Annotated in this window: 9 protein-coding genes; 6 read left to right on the top strand and 3 right to left on the bottom strand. The window is 60.3% G+C overall.

Features of this window, described 5'->3' with window-relative positions; translation table 11 throughout:
- The first annotated feature begins 482 nt into the window (after positions 1-482).
- The 4 genes from E8E75_RS28275 to rpoS all read left to right on the top strand — a co-directional run bounded on the left by E8E75_RS28275 (position 483) and on the right by rpoS (position 8,708).
- A complete protein-coding gene (locus E8E75_RS28275) occupies positions 483-1,445 on the top strand; it encodes a diguanylate cyclase (RefSeq protein WP_280360034.1) in 963 nt (320 codons plus the stop codon).
- A complete protein-coding gene (locus E8E75_RS28270; RefSeq protein ID WP_280360032.1) occupies positions 1,435-6,105 on the top strand; it encodes a CHASE domain-containing protein in 4,671 nt (1,556 codons plus the stop codon). Before E8E75_RS28275 ends, E8E75_RS28270 begins: the two co-directional genes overlap by 11 nt.
- Before the next feature lie 638 nt (positions 6,106-6,743).
- The gene (locus E8E75_RS28265; RefSeq protein ID WP_280360031.1) at positions 6,744-7,016 is read left to right on the top strand and encodes a hypothetical protein; all 273 of its coding nucleotides are present in this window, start codon (positions 6,744-6,746) and stop codon (positions 7,014-7,016) included.
- 696 nt (positions 7,017-7,712) lie between these two features.
- Positions 7,713-8,708, top strand: coding sequence for an RNA polymerase sigma factor RpoS (rpoS, locus tag E8E75_RS28260; RefSeq protein WP_280360029.1), 996 nt, complete (start codon positions 7,713-7,715; stop codon positions 8,706-8,708).
- A gap of 100 nt (positions 8,709-8,808) precedes the next feature.
- Here the strand turns inward: rpoS and E8E75_RS28255 are convergent, their stop codons facing one another.
- Genes E8E75_RS28255 through E8E75_RS28245 form a run of 3 tightly spaced genes read right to left on the bottom strand, consistent with a single transcriptional unit; the run spans position 8,809 to position 11,876 of the window.
- Entirely contained in the window at positions 8,809-10,110 is a 1,302-nt protein-coding gene (locus E8E75_RS28255; RefSeq protein ID WP_280360027.1) for a three-Cys-motif partner protein TcmP, read from the bottom strand.
- Between the two features lie 21 nt (positions 10,111-10,131).
- A complete protein-coding gene (locus E8E75_RS28250; RefSeq protein WP_280360025.1) occupies positions 10,132-10,875 on the bottom strand; it encodes a phage Gp37/Gp68 family protein in 744 nt (247 codons plus the stop codon).
- Between the two features lie 29 nt (positions 10,876-10,904).
- Positions 10,905-11,876: a site-specific integrase gene (locus E8E75_RS28245; RefSeq protein WP_280360023.1), complete on the bottom strand. Its 972-nt coding sequence runs from the start codon at positions 11,874-11,876 to the stop codon at positions 10,905-10,907.
- Between the two features lie 180 nt (positions 11,877-12,056).
- Here E8E75_RS28245 and E8E75_RS28240 point away from each other — a divergent pair, with 180 nt between their 5' ends.
- Both E8E75_RS28240 and E8E75_RS28235 read left to right on the top strand, forming a co-directional pair.
- Positions 12,057-13,058, top strand: a complete 1,002-nt coding sequence (locus E8E75_RS28240) for a DNA-binding protein (protein WP_280360021.1) — start codon at positions 12,057-12,059, stop codon at positions 13,056-13,058.
- 54 nt (positions 13,059-13,112) lie between these two features.
- On the top strand, positions 13,113-14,612 hold the full coding sequence (locus tag E8E75_RS28235) for a diguanylate cyclase (protein ID WP_280360019.1): 1,500 nt from the start codon (positions 13,113-13,115) through the stop codon (positions 14,610-14,612).
- The last annotated feature ends 617 nt before the right edge of the window (positions 14,613-15,229 follow it).

Genomic DNA, 15,229 nt, shown 5'->3' with positions numbered 1-15,229 from the left:
CCCTGGCCATGGGCCATCAATGCATTACGGATCCGCTGTCGGCAGACCCAACTCGCCGAATGCATTTCGCGATGATTTTATGCTTAATAGAAAAATAATGGCCGCCAGCTTTGGAGGAAGTTGCGCGAGTGCGAACTAATCAGGCAGCTAAAAGGACAATGAGCCTGATGAGGCAGAGGTTGCAGCCAGCCCGCGCAGCACGAACCGCAAGTAACTTAGGAAAGGTATCTATACTACGGCTCGCGGCCGGATTCCGGGATGCCAAGGTACCCCAGGTAGCAACCAGGTCGAATCGATTAGGCCAGGGAGTACTCGATCGACCAGTTCCTGTCGGGCTGGTTTGGCTGAGGACAACCGTTTACGCCCTGGGACAAGCTGCCGGGCGCAGCAGGCCCGGACGGCTGTACAACAATGCTTTGCTTGACGGCACCTTGTGGTTGGACCCAGGGGCGAGCAATGAAAATTACGAAAAGGATGTCGGAATGCCCGAGCTAGATGCCGGAACGAACCTGATCCTCATCATCGACGACAGCGCCGATACCATTCGTTTGTTGAGTGGGATGCTCAAGGGGCACGGTCAGATTCTATTTGCCACCAGCGGCGAAGCCGGCATCCGGCTGGCGCAAGCACAACAGCCAGCGCTGATCCTGCTCGATGTGGAAATGGCCGGCATGAACGGCTACGAGGTCTGTGCCGCGCTTAAAACTGACCCCACCACCACCGATTGCGCTGTCATCATCGTCACCGCGCACACCGGTATGGGCAGCGAAATCCGAGCGCTGGAGGCCGGTGCGGTGGACTTCATCACCAAGCCCTTCAATCCGCCCGTGGTGCAGGCCCGTGTCCAGACGCACCTGCGGTTGCAGCAACACACGGCCATGATGCGGCAGCTCGCTAACCGCGATGGTCTGACCGGGTTATACAATCGCCGGTATTTCGATAAGGCCTTGACGCAAGAATTCGAGCGCCATCGCCGGCAACACTTGAGCCTGGCCTTGGCGCTCATCGACATCGACCATTTCAAGGCTTACAACGATCACTACGGTCACCCGCAAGGTGATATCTGCTTGCAGCGCGTGGCCACGGCCATTAGCACGGCCACCCGCCGCCCGGGTGAGTTGGCGGCGCGCTACGGGGGCGAAGAGTTCGTCGTTATCCTGCCGCACAGCGACGCCGACGACACCAAGCGATACGGCGAACGGCTCTGCGAGGTCGTTCGGAGTCTTCAACTCCCCCATCACGCCTCAGCGACCGCAGCCATGGTCACCATTAGCATCGGGTCGGTCTCGATGGTGCCGTCAGAGGAGAGCACCACGCTCCAACTGATTGCCTTGGCGGACCAAGCGCTCTACCAAGCGAAGGCAGCGGGCCGTAATCGCGCCATCGTCAGTACTTGGCCATTGATGCCAAGGCCGATCGGAAAAGGCTCGCCCCATGCGGTATAGCGTCCTGCGTCCAACCACCACCGCCCAAGGGCTGCTCACCGTCCTGGCGCTTGCTGCCTTGTACTACGCCGCCGCCCGACTGGGACTGGCGTTGGCCTTTGCCAACACCAACGCATCGCCGGTCTGGCCACCGTCTGGCATGGCCTTCGCGATGCTGCTGCTGTTCGGCTATCGGGTATGGCCGGCGATTGCCATCGGTGCCTTTGCCGCCAATTTCGCCGTGTTTGCCGCCAACCAGGTCGCCGCGGACAGCACGGTGGTCGTCGTGTCCTTTTGCATCGCCATCGGTAACACCCTTGAGGCCGTCGTCGGCTGTTATTTGTTGCGCGCCTGGGTGAAGGCCAAGCATTTCCTGGCGACGCCCCTCGCCGTTGCCCAGTTTGTGCTGATCACCCTGCTGACGTGCACGATCAGCGCAAGCATCGGCACCAGCGGCTTGATCCTCAGTGGCATCGCGCCCACGTCCGCACAAACGGTCATCGCCACGACCTGGTGGCTGGGGGACACCGCCGGCATCCTTGTGCTGACCCCATTTCTACTCAGTTGGGCCATTCGCTCCGCGCCCCCGGTAGTAACCCGGCCAGCCCTGGAAATGGTCCTGTCCGCGACAGTGCTGACGGTGGTCCTACTGGCTTTGTTCGGCCAGCGTTTCCCCAGCGACGCCAACACCCGGGCGTTAGTGTATTTGCTTTTGCCCGCGATTGCCTGGGTCGCTTATCGCTATGGGGTCCACGCCGTGACGACGGTCGTGGTGCTGGTCACCGGCAGCGCCGTCTGGAGTACGACGCAGGGGTATGGGCCGTTCACGACGGGCACGCTGCATGAATCGTTGCTGACCCTGGAGATATTCATTGCCCTCGCCAGTATCACCGGCCTGGTGCTGGCGGCGGATCTCGCTGAGCGCTCCCAGCGCGCCCAGGCAAGAGTGCTTGCCGTACCGTTTCGTCAGCTTCGCCCGCATTGGTTGGCCCTGTTTGTCAGCCTCGGCCTGACCGTGCTGGCTTGGCATGTCGTGACATCGGAGGCGGATACCAATGCCAGGACTCGCTTCGCGTTCTTGGAAAGCGATGTCAAGCAGCGAATCGCCGAGCGTCTGAAAGCCTACGAACAGGTGCTCCGCAGCAGCCAGGGACTGTTTCGCGCGTCCCAGTCGGTCGAGCGTGACGAATGGCGGCAGTTCGTGCTGGCCCAGGACGTCGCGCAGACATATCCCGGCATTCAGGGCATCGGTTACGCCAAGCGATTTTCTCCAGCGCACAAGGCTGCGCTGGAGGCCCGCATACGGGCCGAAGGCTTCCCCGATTTCCGGGTTTGGCCATCGGGCGTGCGTGAGGAATACAGCTCGATCCTGTTTCTGGAGCCCTTTACCGGGCGCAATCTGCGGGCGTTTGGTTACGACATGCTGGCCGAATCGGTGCGGCGCACCGCCATGACCCAAGCGCGAGACTCGGGGCTGGCCACGCTCTCGGGGAAGATCAAGCTGGTACAAGAGACCGACAACGACGTACAGGTCGGGGTGCTGCTGTATCTGCCGATTTATCGCAACGGCCTGCCGACCACGACCGTGGCTGAACGACGTTTAGCCCTGGACGGTTTTGTGTACTGCGCGTTACGGATCAACGATTTCATGGCAGGCACGCTCGGCACCAGACCTGCGGAATTTGCCGTGCAGATTTTCGATGGCGACGAGGCCCCCGAATCGGCCCGGATGTACGCCAACGGCTTGCTGTCGGTGCAGCAGCAAGCCCAATATCCCAATCCGCTTATCCGCCAGTCCACGCTATCGCTGGCACAACATCACTGGACCCTCAAGCTCACGACGCTCCCGGCGTTTGAAGCCTCGATCGACCGACAGAAGTCGAATGTCGTCCTGGTCTGCGGCTCGCTCATCAGCCTGCTGTTGTACTTTGTGGTGCGCAACCTGACCACTTTGCGGGAGGATGCTCGGGCGCTGGCCGAGAAGTTGACGGTCGCCTTTACCGAGTCCGAAATCCGCTTTGGCACCCTGGTCGATGCGGCCAGTGAATTCGCGATTATCGCAACCGATGAGCGCGGCACTATCAAGACGTTCAACACCGGAGCGGAGCGGATGCTCGGCTATCGAGCGGAGGAACTGGTCGACCGGTTCACGACGTCCGTGTTGCACGTCCATGAGGAGGTGCAAGCACGCGGCCTCGCACTGAGCCGCGAGCTGAGTTGCCCGGTGTCGGGCTTCGACGTGTTCGTCGCCCGGGCCCGTCAAGGGCACGCCGAAACGCGCGAATGGACCTATGTGCGCAAGGATGGTTCGCAACTCCCCGTTCAACTGACGGTCACCGCCGTACGGGATTCGGCCGACACCATTGTGGGGTTTCTCGGCATTGGCAAAGACATCAGCCACGAGAAGGAAGTGGCGCAGCAACTCCGCAACGCCAAGGAGCGTGCGGAGTTCGCCAGTCGCTCCAAGAGCGAATTCGTCGCCAGCATGAGCCACGAAATCCGCACCCCGATGAATGCAGTGCTGGGCGTCGCCCAACTACTGACCAACACGTCCTTGTCTGCCGATCAACGCAAGTACGTCCAGATGCTGCGCGGTGCCGGCGAGTCGTTGCTCGTCATTCTCAATGACGTCCTGGACTTCTCCAAGCTGGAGGCCGGACAACTGTCGATCAACCCCGCCCCGTTCCGCTTGGACGATGTGCTCAATACCCTGGCCACCGTCATGTCGGTCAATGCTGCACACAAGGACCTGGAGTTGGTGATCGGGGTCGAGCCCGACGTACCGCAAGCTTGCATCGGCGATGCCCAACGTCTTCAGCAGGTGCTGGTCAACCTGGTGGGGAACGCCATCAAGTTCACCGAGCGCGGCGAAGTCGCTGTCTTCGTTGAGCGCGTGGGTCACGGCGCGGAGACCGCCACCTTGTGCTTCCGGGTGTGCGATACCGGTATCGGCATGACTGCCGAACAACAGGAGCGCTTGTTCGCGCCATTCGCCCAGGCCGACAGCACCATTGCACGCCGTTTTGGTGGCACAGGTTTGGGCCTGGCGATTTCAAAACGCCTGGTGACCCTCATGGACGGCACCATCAGCGTTGATAGCACAGTCGGCACTGGCAGTGAGTTCCGAGTGGTGCTGCCACTATCGCTGCAGCCGCGCCATGCCGGGGAAGACGCTGCGCAACAGACGCGAATCAGTTTGGGCAACTTGCACATCCTGGTCGTTGATGACAGCCCGACCAACCGTGAGTACTTGTGCAAGATGATCACCGGCTGGCACTGGCAAGTCGATGGCGTGGCCTCCGGCGAGCAGGCGGTGGAACGGGTCCGGACGCTGCAGCTGCGTGACGAATTCTATGACGTGATCATTGCCGATTGGCAGATGCCCGATATGGATGGTCTCAGCACCCTGCAGGCGATCCGCGAGCTGCTCCCGATGCGTGCGCTTCCCACGATCATCATGGTCGGTGCGTTTGCCCAGGGGCAGTTGATGCAATCACCCGCGTCGACCGTGGCCGATGCGGTGTTGATCAAACCCGTCACCAGCTCCAACCTGTTCGATACCTTGCTTGAGGCGCTGGCGGCACGGACCGCGCTACCGCTCAGCGACCTCGCCGAGAGCGTGAACCCTGGTTCGACCAAGCCGTTGCAAGGCGTGCACCTGTTGCTGGCCGAAGACAATGCCCTGAATCAGGCGGTGGCCACCGGCATGCTGGAGCACGCCGGGGCAACCGTGGAGGTCGCCGACAATGGCCAGCAGGCGGTCGACAAGTTGCGTGCCAATCCGCAGCGTTATCAGATCGTGCTGATGGACGTGCACATGCCGGTGCTGGATGGTTTCTCCGCGACGCGAGTGATCCGCGAAGAACTGCAGCTGCAATTGCCGATACTGGCCATCTCCGCCGGCGTGCTGGAATACGAACGTGACCAGTGCGTTACCGCCGGCATGAATGGCTTTATCGCCAAACCCATTGACGTCGAGCAAATGCTGGCGGCGATTCTTCAACATTTGCCCAATGCCCCCCGTGCAGAAGATCAGCTCCCGGCCGTCCAGGCGCAGACAGCCCCGCCATTTGCCGCTGACGAGCTGGCAACCTTTGATGTGGGGGCGTTAGTCGCGCTCGGCAAGAACGATCAAGGCTACCTGGGCACCCTCGTCGCCTTGATCGACAAAGCCGTGGCCGATGGGCTCACGCCCATCGCCGATGCGCAACGTGCCTGGCAGGAAGGGCGGCACCGCGAGGCGGCGATGGCGTTTCACACGCTACGCGGATCCTTCGGCACGCTGGGAGCGCGGCGTTTCGCCGCCAGGGCGCTGCAACTCGAACTGGCCATTCACAGCGGCCACCGTGCAGAGGCCGAAACGTTGTTTCCGGTGATCGCGGAGGATCTGCAGGCCACGTTGACGGCTGCGCAAACTTGGCTCGCCAGCCTAGGCAGACCTGAAGGGTCCGAGCACGTACCCACAGACTACGATGCAGCCGAAGTCTCCCAGCTCTGCGACCTTCTGCAGCAACAGAATTTCGGGGCCTGCGCGCTTTACCGGCGCTTGCGCCCAGCATTACTTGCACAGTTGGGCAGTGGCACCATGATCCGGCTTGACCAGGCCATGGACCAGTTGGACTTCCAAGCGGCCATCGGGGTCATTGCGTCGCTGTTGGATGCAAAGTCGCAACAAGTTTGAGCGAAATTCGGCGTCCGCCATTGAGACGAGCCCCGAAGAAACGGGGGAGCATTTCAGCCCCAGCGGCATCATCAGACGGCCCAGTGTCGTAGCTGAAAAGGCGTCGACAACTACACTTGAGGCACGCGTAATGGATGCCCCGAGGAAATTCAGTCATGTGCATCACCAGGGCCCTCCGGGTAATGCTGACCGCGCTGATGCTTTACTCAGGAGTGTTACCAGCTGACAATTTCTCCGGGTCAGCCCCCAAGACAGCCGCTCGACACACTTCAACTGACGCTGCCGTTAGTGGCAAGGTCAATGGGCTCCGGAAGTCCGACGTCAATGCACGTGAAAAGGATCACCAGCGCGCAATTGAGGATCACATTAGCCAGTCCGAATATCGCATTCGATTGCTCTTGCGCACAGCGAACATGGCCAATATCGACTCCGTACTCGATACGATTGAGGCGATACGGAGAAGCAATAGAGAATGCGTTAAGCGTTATGAAAGCTGCGGCCAGACCCCGGCGACACCCACTACAGCGGAAGCCTCGCGTCCGGGCGGGTTGCTGGAACCTTCCTCCAGACCATGACTCTCAATAGATGAGCCCGAGCTAGCTATACCTTCAGCGGGCAAGCGCCATTGAGGTCGAAGGATGAAGGACCGCCTCCAAGCGCAACTCCAGGCGCAAGTTTCCGCACACCTTCCGGGTTTTCGGGTTGAGTGTAAGTACATGTCGCACCATCGGATCGACATCTTACTTTTCGCACCGAAAACGAAAGAGGCGATGCGCATTACCGGCATCACTGTGCAATCGCTGCTCGGCGCGGGGGCCTTGGATGAGGTGGTTGAACAACTGTTATTTGAAATACTGAACGCCACACAGATAAAAGCTGAACGACGACCTCGCGCTAACGGATCGGACTAATGTCCGCGGCCTGCAGCACGTTATTTACTGGCGTGTCCGCCCGACCACGCTGAGGAACCTTCCTGGGTTAGGAACCGAACTGAATCGCCTTTGCATGGACTTGGGTTTTATCCGAACACCCAGCGGCGCTCGTTCGCCCTGGTCATGGCCCCCGATATTTCCAAAGGTACTCCCCACTCTAGGGGACGGACAGGACGCCCCCCTCCGCCGCACTCTGGGCGGTAGTCAGGGAGGCCCATACCCGCATTTAAATGGGCCTAACGAACCGCACACCTGGCTACTGGCGGGTTTTGCTGTTCCCGCTTTCGCCGCTCCGTCTCTGCGCGGCTGAAGCTGCGGTCAACCGCTCAATGGCAGCCCCTATGAGCTCTGCATTCTCCACTAAGACCCGCAGGTGCTTTCGCGTACGGTTAGCGACCGCCGAGGAACCACAGCTATCGGCCCATGTCGCCAACTCTACAATCGCACAGCCCAAGGCGTTCTGAAATCGGGCGCCCTGCCTCAAACGACGGTTTGAATAAACGGATTGAGAGCACTGGAGAATCTGGCGCAGCCTGAACTATAGAGATACTCAAGTCTTGGGCCATTACCGCAGATTATCGACACGGGCGGGGTAGTAAGTCGCAGTCCGGGCGACAATGCACGAGAGGGGTTCAGCGGAGACGAACCGGGCGAATCGAGATAGGAGCAGCAGCAATGCCACGCGAGGCAAAAGTGTCAGAGATTGATCTCGACACTGAAGTGCTCCGACTGCGCGCTGACGTTGGCTTGGGCGAGGGGGATGACGCGTCTCGGTATACCGCCACATCCCGTCGCTCAAACCCAGCCAAGCAACACAAGTACGTCGACTACGCCCGGGCGCTCGATACTACCCAGTTGTACCTCAACGAAATCGGCTTTGCCCCGCTGCTCACCCCGCAAGAAGAAGTGCACTTCGCGCGCCTGGCGCAGCGCGGCGATGCTGCTGGGCGAAGCCGCATGATTGAAAGCAATCTCCGCCTGGTGGTGACGATCGCGCGACGTTACGTCAACAGCCGCCTTTCACTGCTCGATCTGATCGAAGAAGGAAACCTGGGCCTGATCCACGCGGTAGAGAAATTCGATCCGGAGAGGGGCTTCCGCTTCTCCACCTATGCCACCTGGTGGATCCGCCAGGCGATCGAACGGGCCATCATGAACCAAACCCGGACCATTCGATTGCCTATCCATGTGGTCAAGGAGCTCAACGTTTACCTGCGGGCAGCGCGTGAGCTGACCCACAAGCTTGACCACGAGCCTTCCCCGGCCGACATTGCCAACCTGCTGGAACAGCCGGTCGATGAGGTTAAGCGCATGCTCGGCCTCAATGAGCGGGTGACGTCGCTGGACGTTGCCCTCGGGTCGGGTTCCCACAGTACCTTGCTGGATACGCTGACCGACGAGCGCCCGACCGATCCTTGCGAATTGCTGCAGGTCGATGAGCTCTCGCACAGCATCGACCAATGGCTGTCCGCGTTGACCGTCCAACAGCGCGACGTGGTGGTGCGGCGCTTCGGCCTCCGCGGATACGAGAGCCGCACCCTTGAGGAGGTGGGACAGGAGTTCGGCCTGACCCGCGAGGGGGTGCGGCAGATCCAGGTCAAGGCGCTCCAGTGCCTGCGGGGAATCCTGGAGAAGCACGGCTTGTCCAGCGAGGTGATTGCCAAGCATTAGGCGTTCGGCCTGAAGGCACTCGGCGCCACCTGGTACGTTGCCTGCCTACCTTTGAGGCCTGGATACACTTAGCGCCTGACCACCCGCACGTCCAACGGCATCAACGCTTGGACGGGGGCAGGAAAAAGAACGTCTTCTGCGGCGACGCAATCAAAATGTCAGTGGATTTGATGCTCGTGCCTTTGCGGCGCCGGCTTTTACCGTCCTTGTCGACCGCCTGCAGATCGCCGTTGGCGACGGCGACGTTCAGGGCCTGCTTCACGCGGGCCTCATCCGCCATGGTGTAGTTGGTCAGTCCGCTCATCAGCTGCATGAATGGGCGCCGCTCGACCTCAAACACTTGCTTGGGCAGCAGTTCGGACAGTTCCCCTCGAATTCGGCTGTCGGTGACCTCATCGAACCGATGCTCTTCCGCACAGAGCAGGTCAGGCTGGCCGGTCACGCCCACATCCCGATTGGCGTCGTAGCCAAAGAAGCAGGACGGTGACAACAGGTGCGAGAAGTTGTTGCCGTACTTCCAGTGAATGGCCTTCATCACATCATTGGCGCGGTAGTTGTTTGCCAGATGGATGAACCAATAGGCCATCGGGTTGTTTCCTAGCGGGCGGATGAAGAAGACCGTCATGTATTTCGCGCCGCTTTCCTGCAGGATTCCCTCCGACAGATAACGCTGGATCAGGTATTGCCAGTTCCGCGGGTTATGGGCCTTCAGGTAGCGGAGCATGTCCCACGGGATATGATGGTCCAGACCGATGTTGGCGATGGCTTGGCGATTGGCCTGGCGATCCGCCAGGTACGCCACCAGAAAGTCGACATTGAAGGTCAGCAGCACTTCGGCGTTGCTGAAATGCTCGAAGATCCATTTGACCTTGGGAAACGGCACGTCGGCATAGCCGTACTGGTCCAGGAGGAACAGCACGCGCTCCCCTTTGCCGAAGCTTCTGAGGTTGTTGGCGATCACCGGCAGGGCTTGGGTGAACTCGGCGGTATGCAGATGCACATCGTTGCCGAAGCGTGCGCTATGGCCACGCGCCGCGAGCACGGTGTGCAGGCAGTCGATGTTCGTCCGCTTCACGTCGATGAAGTAATGCTGAGAACGGATGGGGCGGTGCTTGAGCCGACCGATGTTGTTGCGTACTTCGGACGCTTGAATCGCTTCGAGGGCGATCACCGGCGAGCCAAAGTGATGACCGCCCAACCCATCGTGGTAGATCCCGCCGCCACTGAAGCCGTCGACAATCGACAGGCCCAATTCTGGCATCAGCTGGTTGCGCATCAGCACATCGATGTACGTCTGGATGTACTCATCGATGATCTGGTGTTTGATCTTGCTGTGCGGATCGATCGTGGGAAAGGTTTGGGTTACCCAGTCCCAGCGGTACTTCTCGTCATCCTTGGCCATCGGGTCATCCTTGTTCTGAAATCAGGCGAGATTGAGCAATGGAATCTCGTCCCAGATCTGGCCGTTGAGCAAACGGCCATTGGCTTTCTTCGAGCGTTTCACCCCATCGGCGCCCCAACCGCCCCATTGCTTGAAGAAGAAGGCCGAGCCGAAGGCATCGCATTGCCGGTGGATGTTGTCGACCCACTCCTGCTTCATGGGGCGGGCCTTGGCGCCGGACTCGCCGCCGACAATCACCCAATGGATGTCGGTCAGGTCCAACTCACCCAGGTCTTCGAGTAAAGGCTCGGCAGAGAGAAAGCGGATGGTCGCATTGACGCGGCGCAAGCAGTCGATCCTCGGTACGCCGTATTCCTGGTCCTCGACGGACACCCCGAGCCAAGCATTGGCGGGCGGCGTGCGCTGGCTGAAATAGTCGGCCAGGCGCTCGGCCCGTTTGGTGAGAATCTGAAAAGTGTGTTGCGAGGCCTGACGGATCACCTCGAACACTTGGTCAATGTACGCGTCCGGCACGTGCTCATGGAACAGGTCGGACATCGAGTTGACGAAGTAGATGGTCGGCTTCTTGCGCTGCAATGGCTCCTGCAGCTTCTCCGGGCGCAAGCTCAGCCGAAAGCCGTTCTCATAGCCCGGCGTGCCCATGGCCTGCAGTCGGTGCGCCATGTTCTCCGCGTAGCAGTGTTTGCAGCCCGGCGACACCTTGGTGCAGCCTACTACCGGGTTCCAGGTCATTTCCGTCCATTCGATGCTGGTCTGCGTACTCATTGCACCGTCACTCCTGTCGTGCGTCGATGTTAGTGAGAAGCTGGCAGTTGAGTCAAAGTGCCAGCATTCAGGTCAAGGGCGGGCTTGGCCGCCAGGCCGCCAAAGGAAATGGCCGGGTCGATGTAGCGCATCGCTGATTTGATGTCCTTCCAGCCCACATAGGTCATCAGGGCCTTGAGGTCCCAGCCATTCGCCGTGGCCCAGGTGGCAAAACCACGGCGCAGGGAATGGCTGGTGTACAGGTCGGCGGGGATCCCCGCGCGTCGCAGAATCTGCCGCAGCAGGCTGATCAGGCTGCCCGGGTGGAGGCCATCTTCGGCCAGGTGCCCCCAGCGGTCCAGCCGTCGGAACACCGCGCCGCGGGCAATGCCGGCCACACCGATCCAATCGAGGTAGGCCTGTACTGGGCAGAGGCGTTTCAAGGCCGGCGCGTAGTGGATGGTGCCGAGATTGTCCCGATCACCCTTGCTTTGCGGCAGGAACAGGGTCATGCCGGCGCCGGCTTCGGCCTGGATATGCTCCACCTGAAGGCGACATAGCTCGTCGCTGCGGAAGCCGCGCCAGAAACCGATCAGCAGCAGCGCCGCATCCCGTCGGCTCCGCAGCAAACCGCCCAGGTCGCCGGCCTGTTGAGCGCGGAGGGCTTCGCGGTCCAGCCAGTGAATCGCCTGCTCCAAGTGTTGCAATTGCAGCGGTGCGGCCTGCTTCGCCTGGGCCGGATGCAGGGTACGGATGCCCTTCAGCACCTGCCGCACGGTCGGCGTCTTGGTCGGGTCGGGAAAGCCCTGAGTGATGTGCCACTGCGCCAAGGCGGCCAAACGTTGCTTGAGCGTGCTCAGCGCCAACGAATCGGCATAGTCCACCAGGTAGCGCACGATGCTGTCGCTGGTGGCCGGCAGGAAGCCGCCCCAGGTCACCTCGAAGTGCTCGATGGCCGATTGGTAGCTACGCCGGGTGTTCTCCCGCGTGCCGGCCTGTAGATAACGCCCGACGTCCTTCATCGCCCGAGTTTGCCCGTTGCGTACTGAAACGCGACCGCCAAGCGGTCATTTTTGACTCTCTGCTTGAATAAGCCTCCATTATTCTATCAGAAAATACACCAATACCTTGGTTTCATTTTCTGCATAATTAGTATGTAAATACGTGGTATGTAAACCACTACGAAATCGTAGGAGCAATTCATGGCCCGTGGCGGCATCAACAAGGCGCTGGTTCAGAAGGCACGGCAGGCGATCCTGGCGCGGGGTGAGCACCCCAGCATCGATGCCGTTCGGGTCGAGCTGGGCAATACCGGTTCGAAGACCACCATCCACCGCTACCTGAAAGAGCTGGAGGAAGCCGAGCAAGGCCGGGGGGCGGCGCCCGTACCCCTCAGCAGTCAACTGGCCAACCTCGTGGCCCACCTGGCAGATCAGCTGCAGGAGGAAGCTCAGGCGGCCGTGGCCCAGGAGCGTGAGCAGCTGGCGCACGAACGGCGCGACTACCTGGAACGCATCCGCCAAGCGGAGAGCCGCAGCCAGCAGCTCGAAACGCAATGCGCCGGTCTGATCGAGCAGCTACAAGGCGCTCAGCAGACACTGGAGCAGGAGCAGCAGCAACGTCAGCAGGCCGCGGTAGAGAACGCCCGCCTGCTACAAGCCAACCGCGATCAGGAAGCGCGCCTGGAGGATCGCGAGGGGCAGGTACGCTCGCTGGAGGAGAAGCATCAGCATGCCCGCGATGCGTTGGAGCACTACCGGCAGGCCAGCAAGGAACAGCGCGAGCAGGAGCAGCGTCGGCACGAGGCCCAGGTGCAACAACTGCAACTGGAGCTGCGGCAGTTGCAGCAGGCCCTGATGGTCAAACAGGACGAGCTGACCCAGCTCAACCGCGACAACGCGCACTTGCTCACCGAGGCGCGGCAGTTGCAGAAAGACCAGCATGCGCAACAGCAGCTGTTGGCACAAAAAAACCAGGTCCTGGAAGCGGCTCAGGCTGCGCTGAGCGGCGCACAGTGCTCGAATGAAGCCTTGGAGCAGCGTTGTTCCAGCTTGCAGAATGACGTGGCCCAGCTTCGCGAAGCTGCCTCGATCCAGGCACAGCAAGCACAGAGCCTGCAAGAGCGTTTGATTGAAGCCACCACTCAGCTGAAATTGCTCGGTCATGTCCCGCTAGCGAACGTCGATGGTGCCAATGACACCTGACGCGTTGGCTGCATAATGGCGAATCAATTGAAGGTAAGAAGTCCTGTACCTGTGATGGAGAAGACTCTGAGTCCGTCGTTGCACGCCCGATTGCGTTTCCTTCGGGCATTTTCCTGGTTTGCTGCCGGTTCTGTGGCTCTGGTGGGGGTCGCCGCTCTTTCCGGCTGGATCTTCGAGATTGGCTTCCTGAAGAGCGTGGTCCCCGGCTGGGTGACAATGATGGTCAATACCGCGTGCATTTTGATCGCCGCTGGATTGGCCCTCGGGGCGGGTCTGCCGAACACCCCACGGCAGCCGCGCCTGATATTCAAGCAGTTGCTCGCCGCTCTGGTGACGTTAGTTGGCCTGCTGACCCTGATTGAGTACATCTTCGGGGTGAACCTGGGAATCGATCAACTGCTGATGGCGGATGACACGACCACGAATTCCGCCAACCATCCAGGGCGTATGGCGCCGGCAGCAGCGCTGTGTGCAGTCGCTTCCGGAGTGAGTTTGTTTTTCCTGGGATTCAGGTCGCGGGTGTCGCCGGTGTTCGCTGTGATCACGTTGCTGACGGCACTGATCGCGCTGGTCGGCTACGTGTTCGACGTCGGGACACTGCGCACGGTGGGCGCCTATACCTCGATGGCGATCCACACCGTTACCTCGTTCATGTTGCTTAGTCTGGGGATCATGGCGGCACAGCCGTTGGCCGGTTTCATCAATGTCCTGGTCAGCGATACGGCAGGGGGAACCGTTGCCCGTGGCACGCTGGCCACTATCCCGATCGTGGTGTTTTCGATTGGTGTGCTGTTGTTGTTCGGTGAGGCCCAAGGGCTCTACGACAATCGTTTCACCCTTGCCTTGATGGCGACCTTGAGCATCGTGGGGCTGGCCCATGTGATCATTCGAATTTCTACCCGACTCCACCGAGTCGATTTGTCGCGGGAGCAGGCGCAAGTGGAACTCCAGGCGCTGAACGCCGTGCTTGAGCGCCGTGTGGCAGATCGTACCCAGGAACTTGAGACGGTGAACGCCAGCCTGGTTACCGAGATTGCGGAGCGCAAGCGGGCTGAAGACGATATTCGAAGGCTTTCGTTTACGGACGAGTTGACTGGACTGCACAACCGCAGAAGCTTTTTCCTCCTGGCGGAGCAGGGACTCAAAGCGGCGCGTCGGAACAACCTTGCCAGCCTCCTGTTCTTTATTGACCTGGACGGTCTGAAGCGAACCAACGATACCTTCGGCCATGAGGCTGGTGACTTGGTGATTACGGCCGCCGCTCAGGTGCTGAAGGCCGGTTTTCGCGACACTGATGTCGTCGCGCGCATCGGCGGCGATGAGTTCGTGGTCCTGGCCATCGGTGGTGGGGAACTGCCGGAGGTCATCAGTGCGCGTGTGCAGGCTCTGGTTGACGAGTTGAACCAGAGTGGCCGCTGCCGCTACCCGTTGTCGCTGAGCATAGGTGTGACCAGTTGCCAGCCCCAGGAGCTGAGGCCACTTGATGAGTTGCTCGCGAATGCGGACGCGCTTATGTACGCAAACAAGCAACGTCGGCGTGACCAGGCAAGCTAACTGCAGCTTCCCCGGCGCAGGGCTAACCCTGGATAGGCAGCAGCTTCCAATGGTCGTTCGCTTTCAGCCAGAGCGTGCTACCCCGGCAGCGGCAGAACCCGACCTGAATGAAGTGCTCCCTAGGGAGACCATGACCAATGCCACGACTCAAGGTCTGGATCGTACAGGCCTGGCACTGGTTTGCGGCCGAGCGGACGTTCACTGAGTTACGAAGCGTAGATTACAAAGTTCGCCGGCAGACGATTACAAAATCAAAAGCTAAAAGGCCTATCCAAAAAAAGACCTTATAGAACAATTACGTACAGACCAAATGAATGAATTTTCCCCTTATCCCGGCATGACCCCTAGTTCGACTATCCACGTCCGCCGAACCATGAGGAGTACGTGGGATGGTTTGGTGTGCATGTGCAACTGCCATCAAACACGCCTGGCATTCGAAGCGAGCATCCTCGAGGTACCAGTGCGTGGCCACCATCCGGTACGGGCAGAGATGATCGTCAGTGAACTGGAGCGGCGAATGGCCCGTCTGCACCAATTCAGCGGCTTGGCCGCAGACGTGGCTAAGCGCATCCGCTTCGAAGTTGGAACATGCGATCGTGCCCAGTTTAGAAAGCCCT

The organism is Pseudomonas sp. BN606, assembly GCF_029873115.1.
Classification (GTDB): Bacteria; Pseudomonadota; Gammaproteobacteria; order Pseudomonadales; family Pseudomonadaceae; genus Metapseudomonas.
Note: the sequence above shows the minus strand (reverse complement) of the source record. Positions and strands in the feature narration are given on the sequence as shown.

Coding starts and splice junctions, on each gene's coding strand:
- E8E75_RS28240 (WP_280360021.1), top strand. CDS start 12,057: ATGGCCCGTGGCGGCATCAACAAGGCGCTGGTTCAGAAGGCACGGCAG.
- E8E75_RS28255 (WP_280360027.1), bottom strand. CDS start 10,110: ATGGCCAAGGATGACGAGAAGTACCGCTGGGACTGGGTAACCCAAACC.
- rpoS (WP_280360029.1), top strand. CDS start 7,713: ATGCCACGCGAGGCAAAAGTGTCAGAGATTGATCTCGACACTGAAGTG.
- E8E75_RS28250 (WP_280360025.1), bottom strand. CDS start 10,875: ATGAGTACGCAGACCAGCATCGAATGGACGGAAATGACCTGGAACCCG.
- E8E75_RS28270 (WP_280360032.1), top strand. CDS start 1,435: ATGCGGTATAGCGTCCTGCGTCCAACCACCACCGCCCAAGGGCTGCTC.
- E8E75_RS28245 (WP_280360023.1), bottom strand. CDS start 11,876: ATGAAGGACGTCGGGCGTTATCTACAGGCCGGCACGCGGGAGAACACC.
- E8E75_RS28275 (WP_280360034.1), top strand. CDS start 483: ATGCCCGAGCTAGATGCCGGAACGAACCTGATCCTCATCATCGACGAC.
- E8E75_RS28235 (WP_280360019.1), top strand. CDS start 13,113: ATGGAGAAGACTCTGAGTCCGTCGTTGCACGCCCGATTGCGTTTCCTT.
- E8E75_RS28265 (WP_280360031.1), top strand. CDS start 6,744: ATGAAGGACCGCCTCCAAGCGCAACTCCAGGCGCAAGTTTCCGCACAC.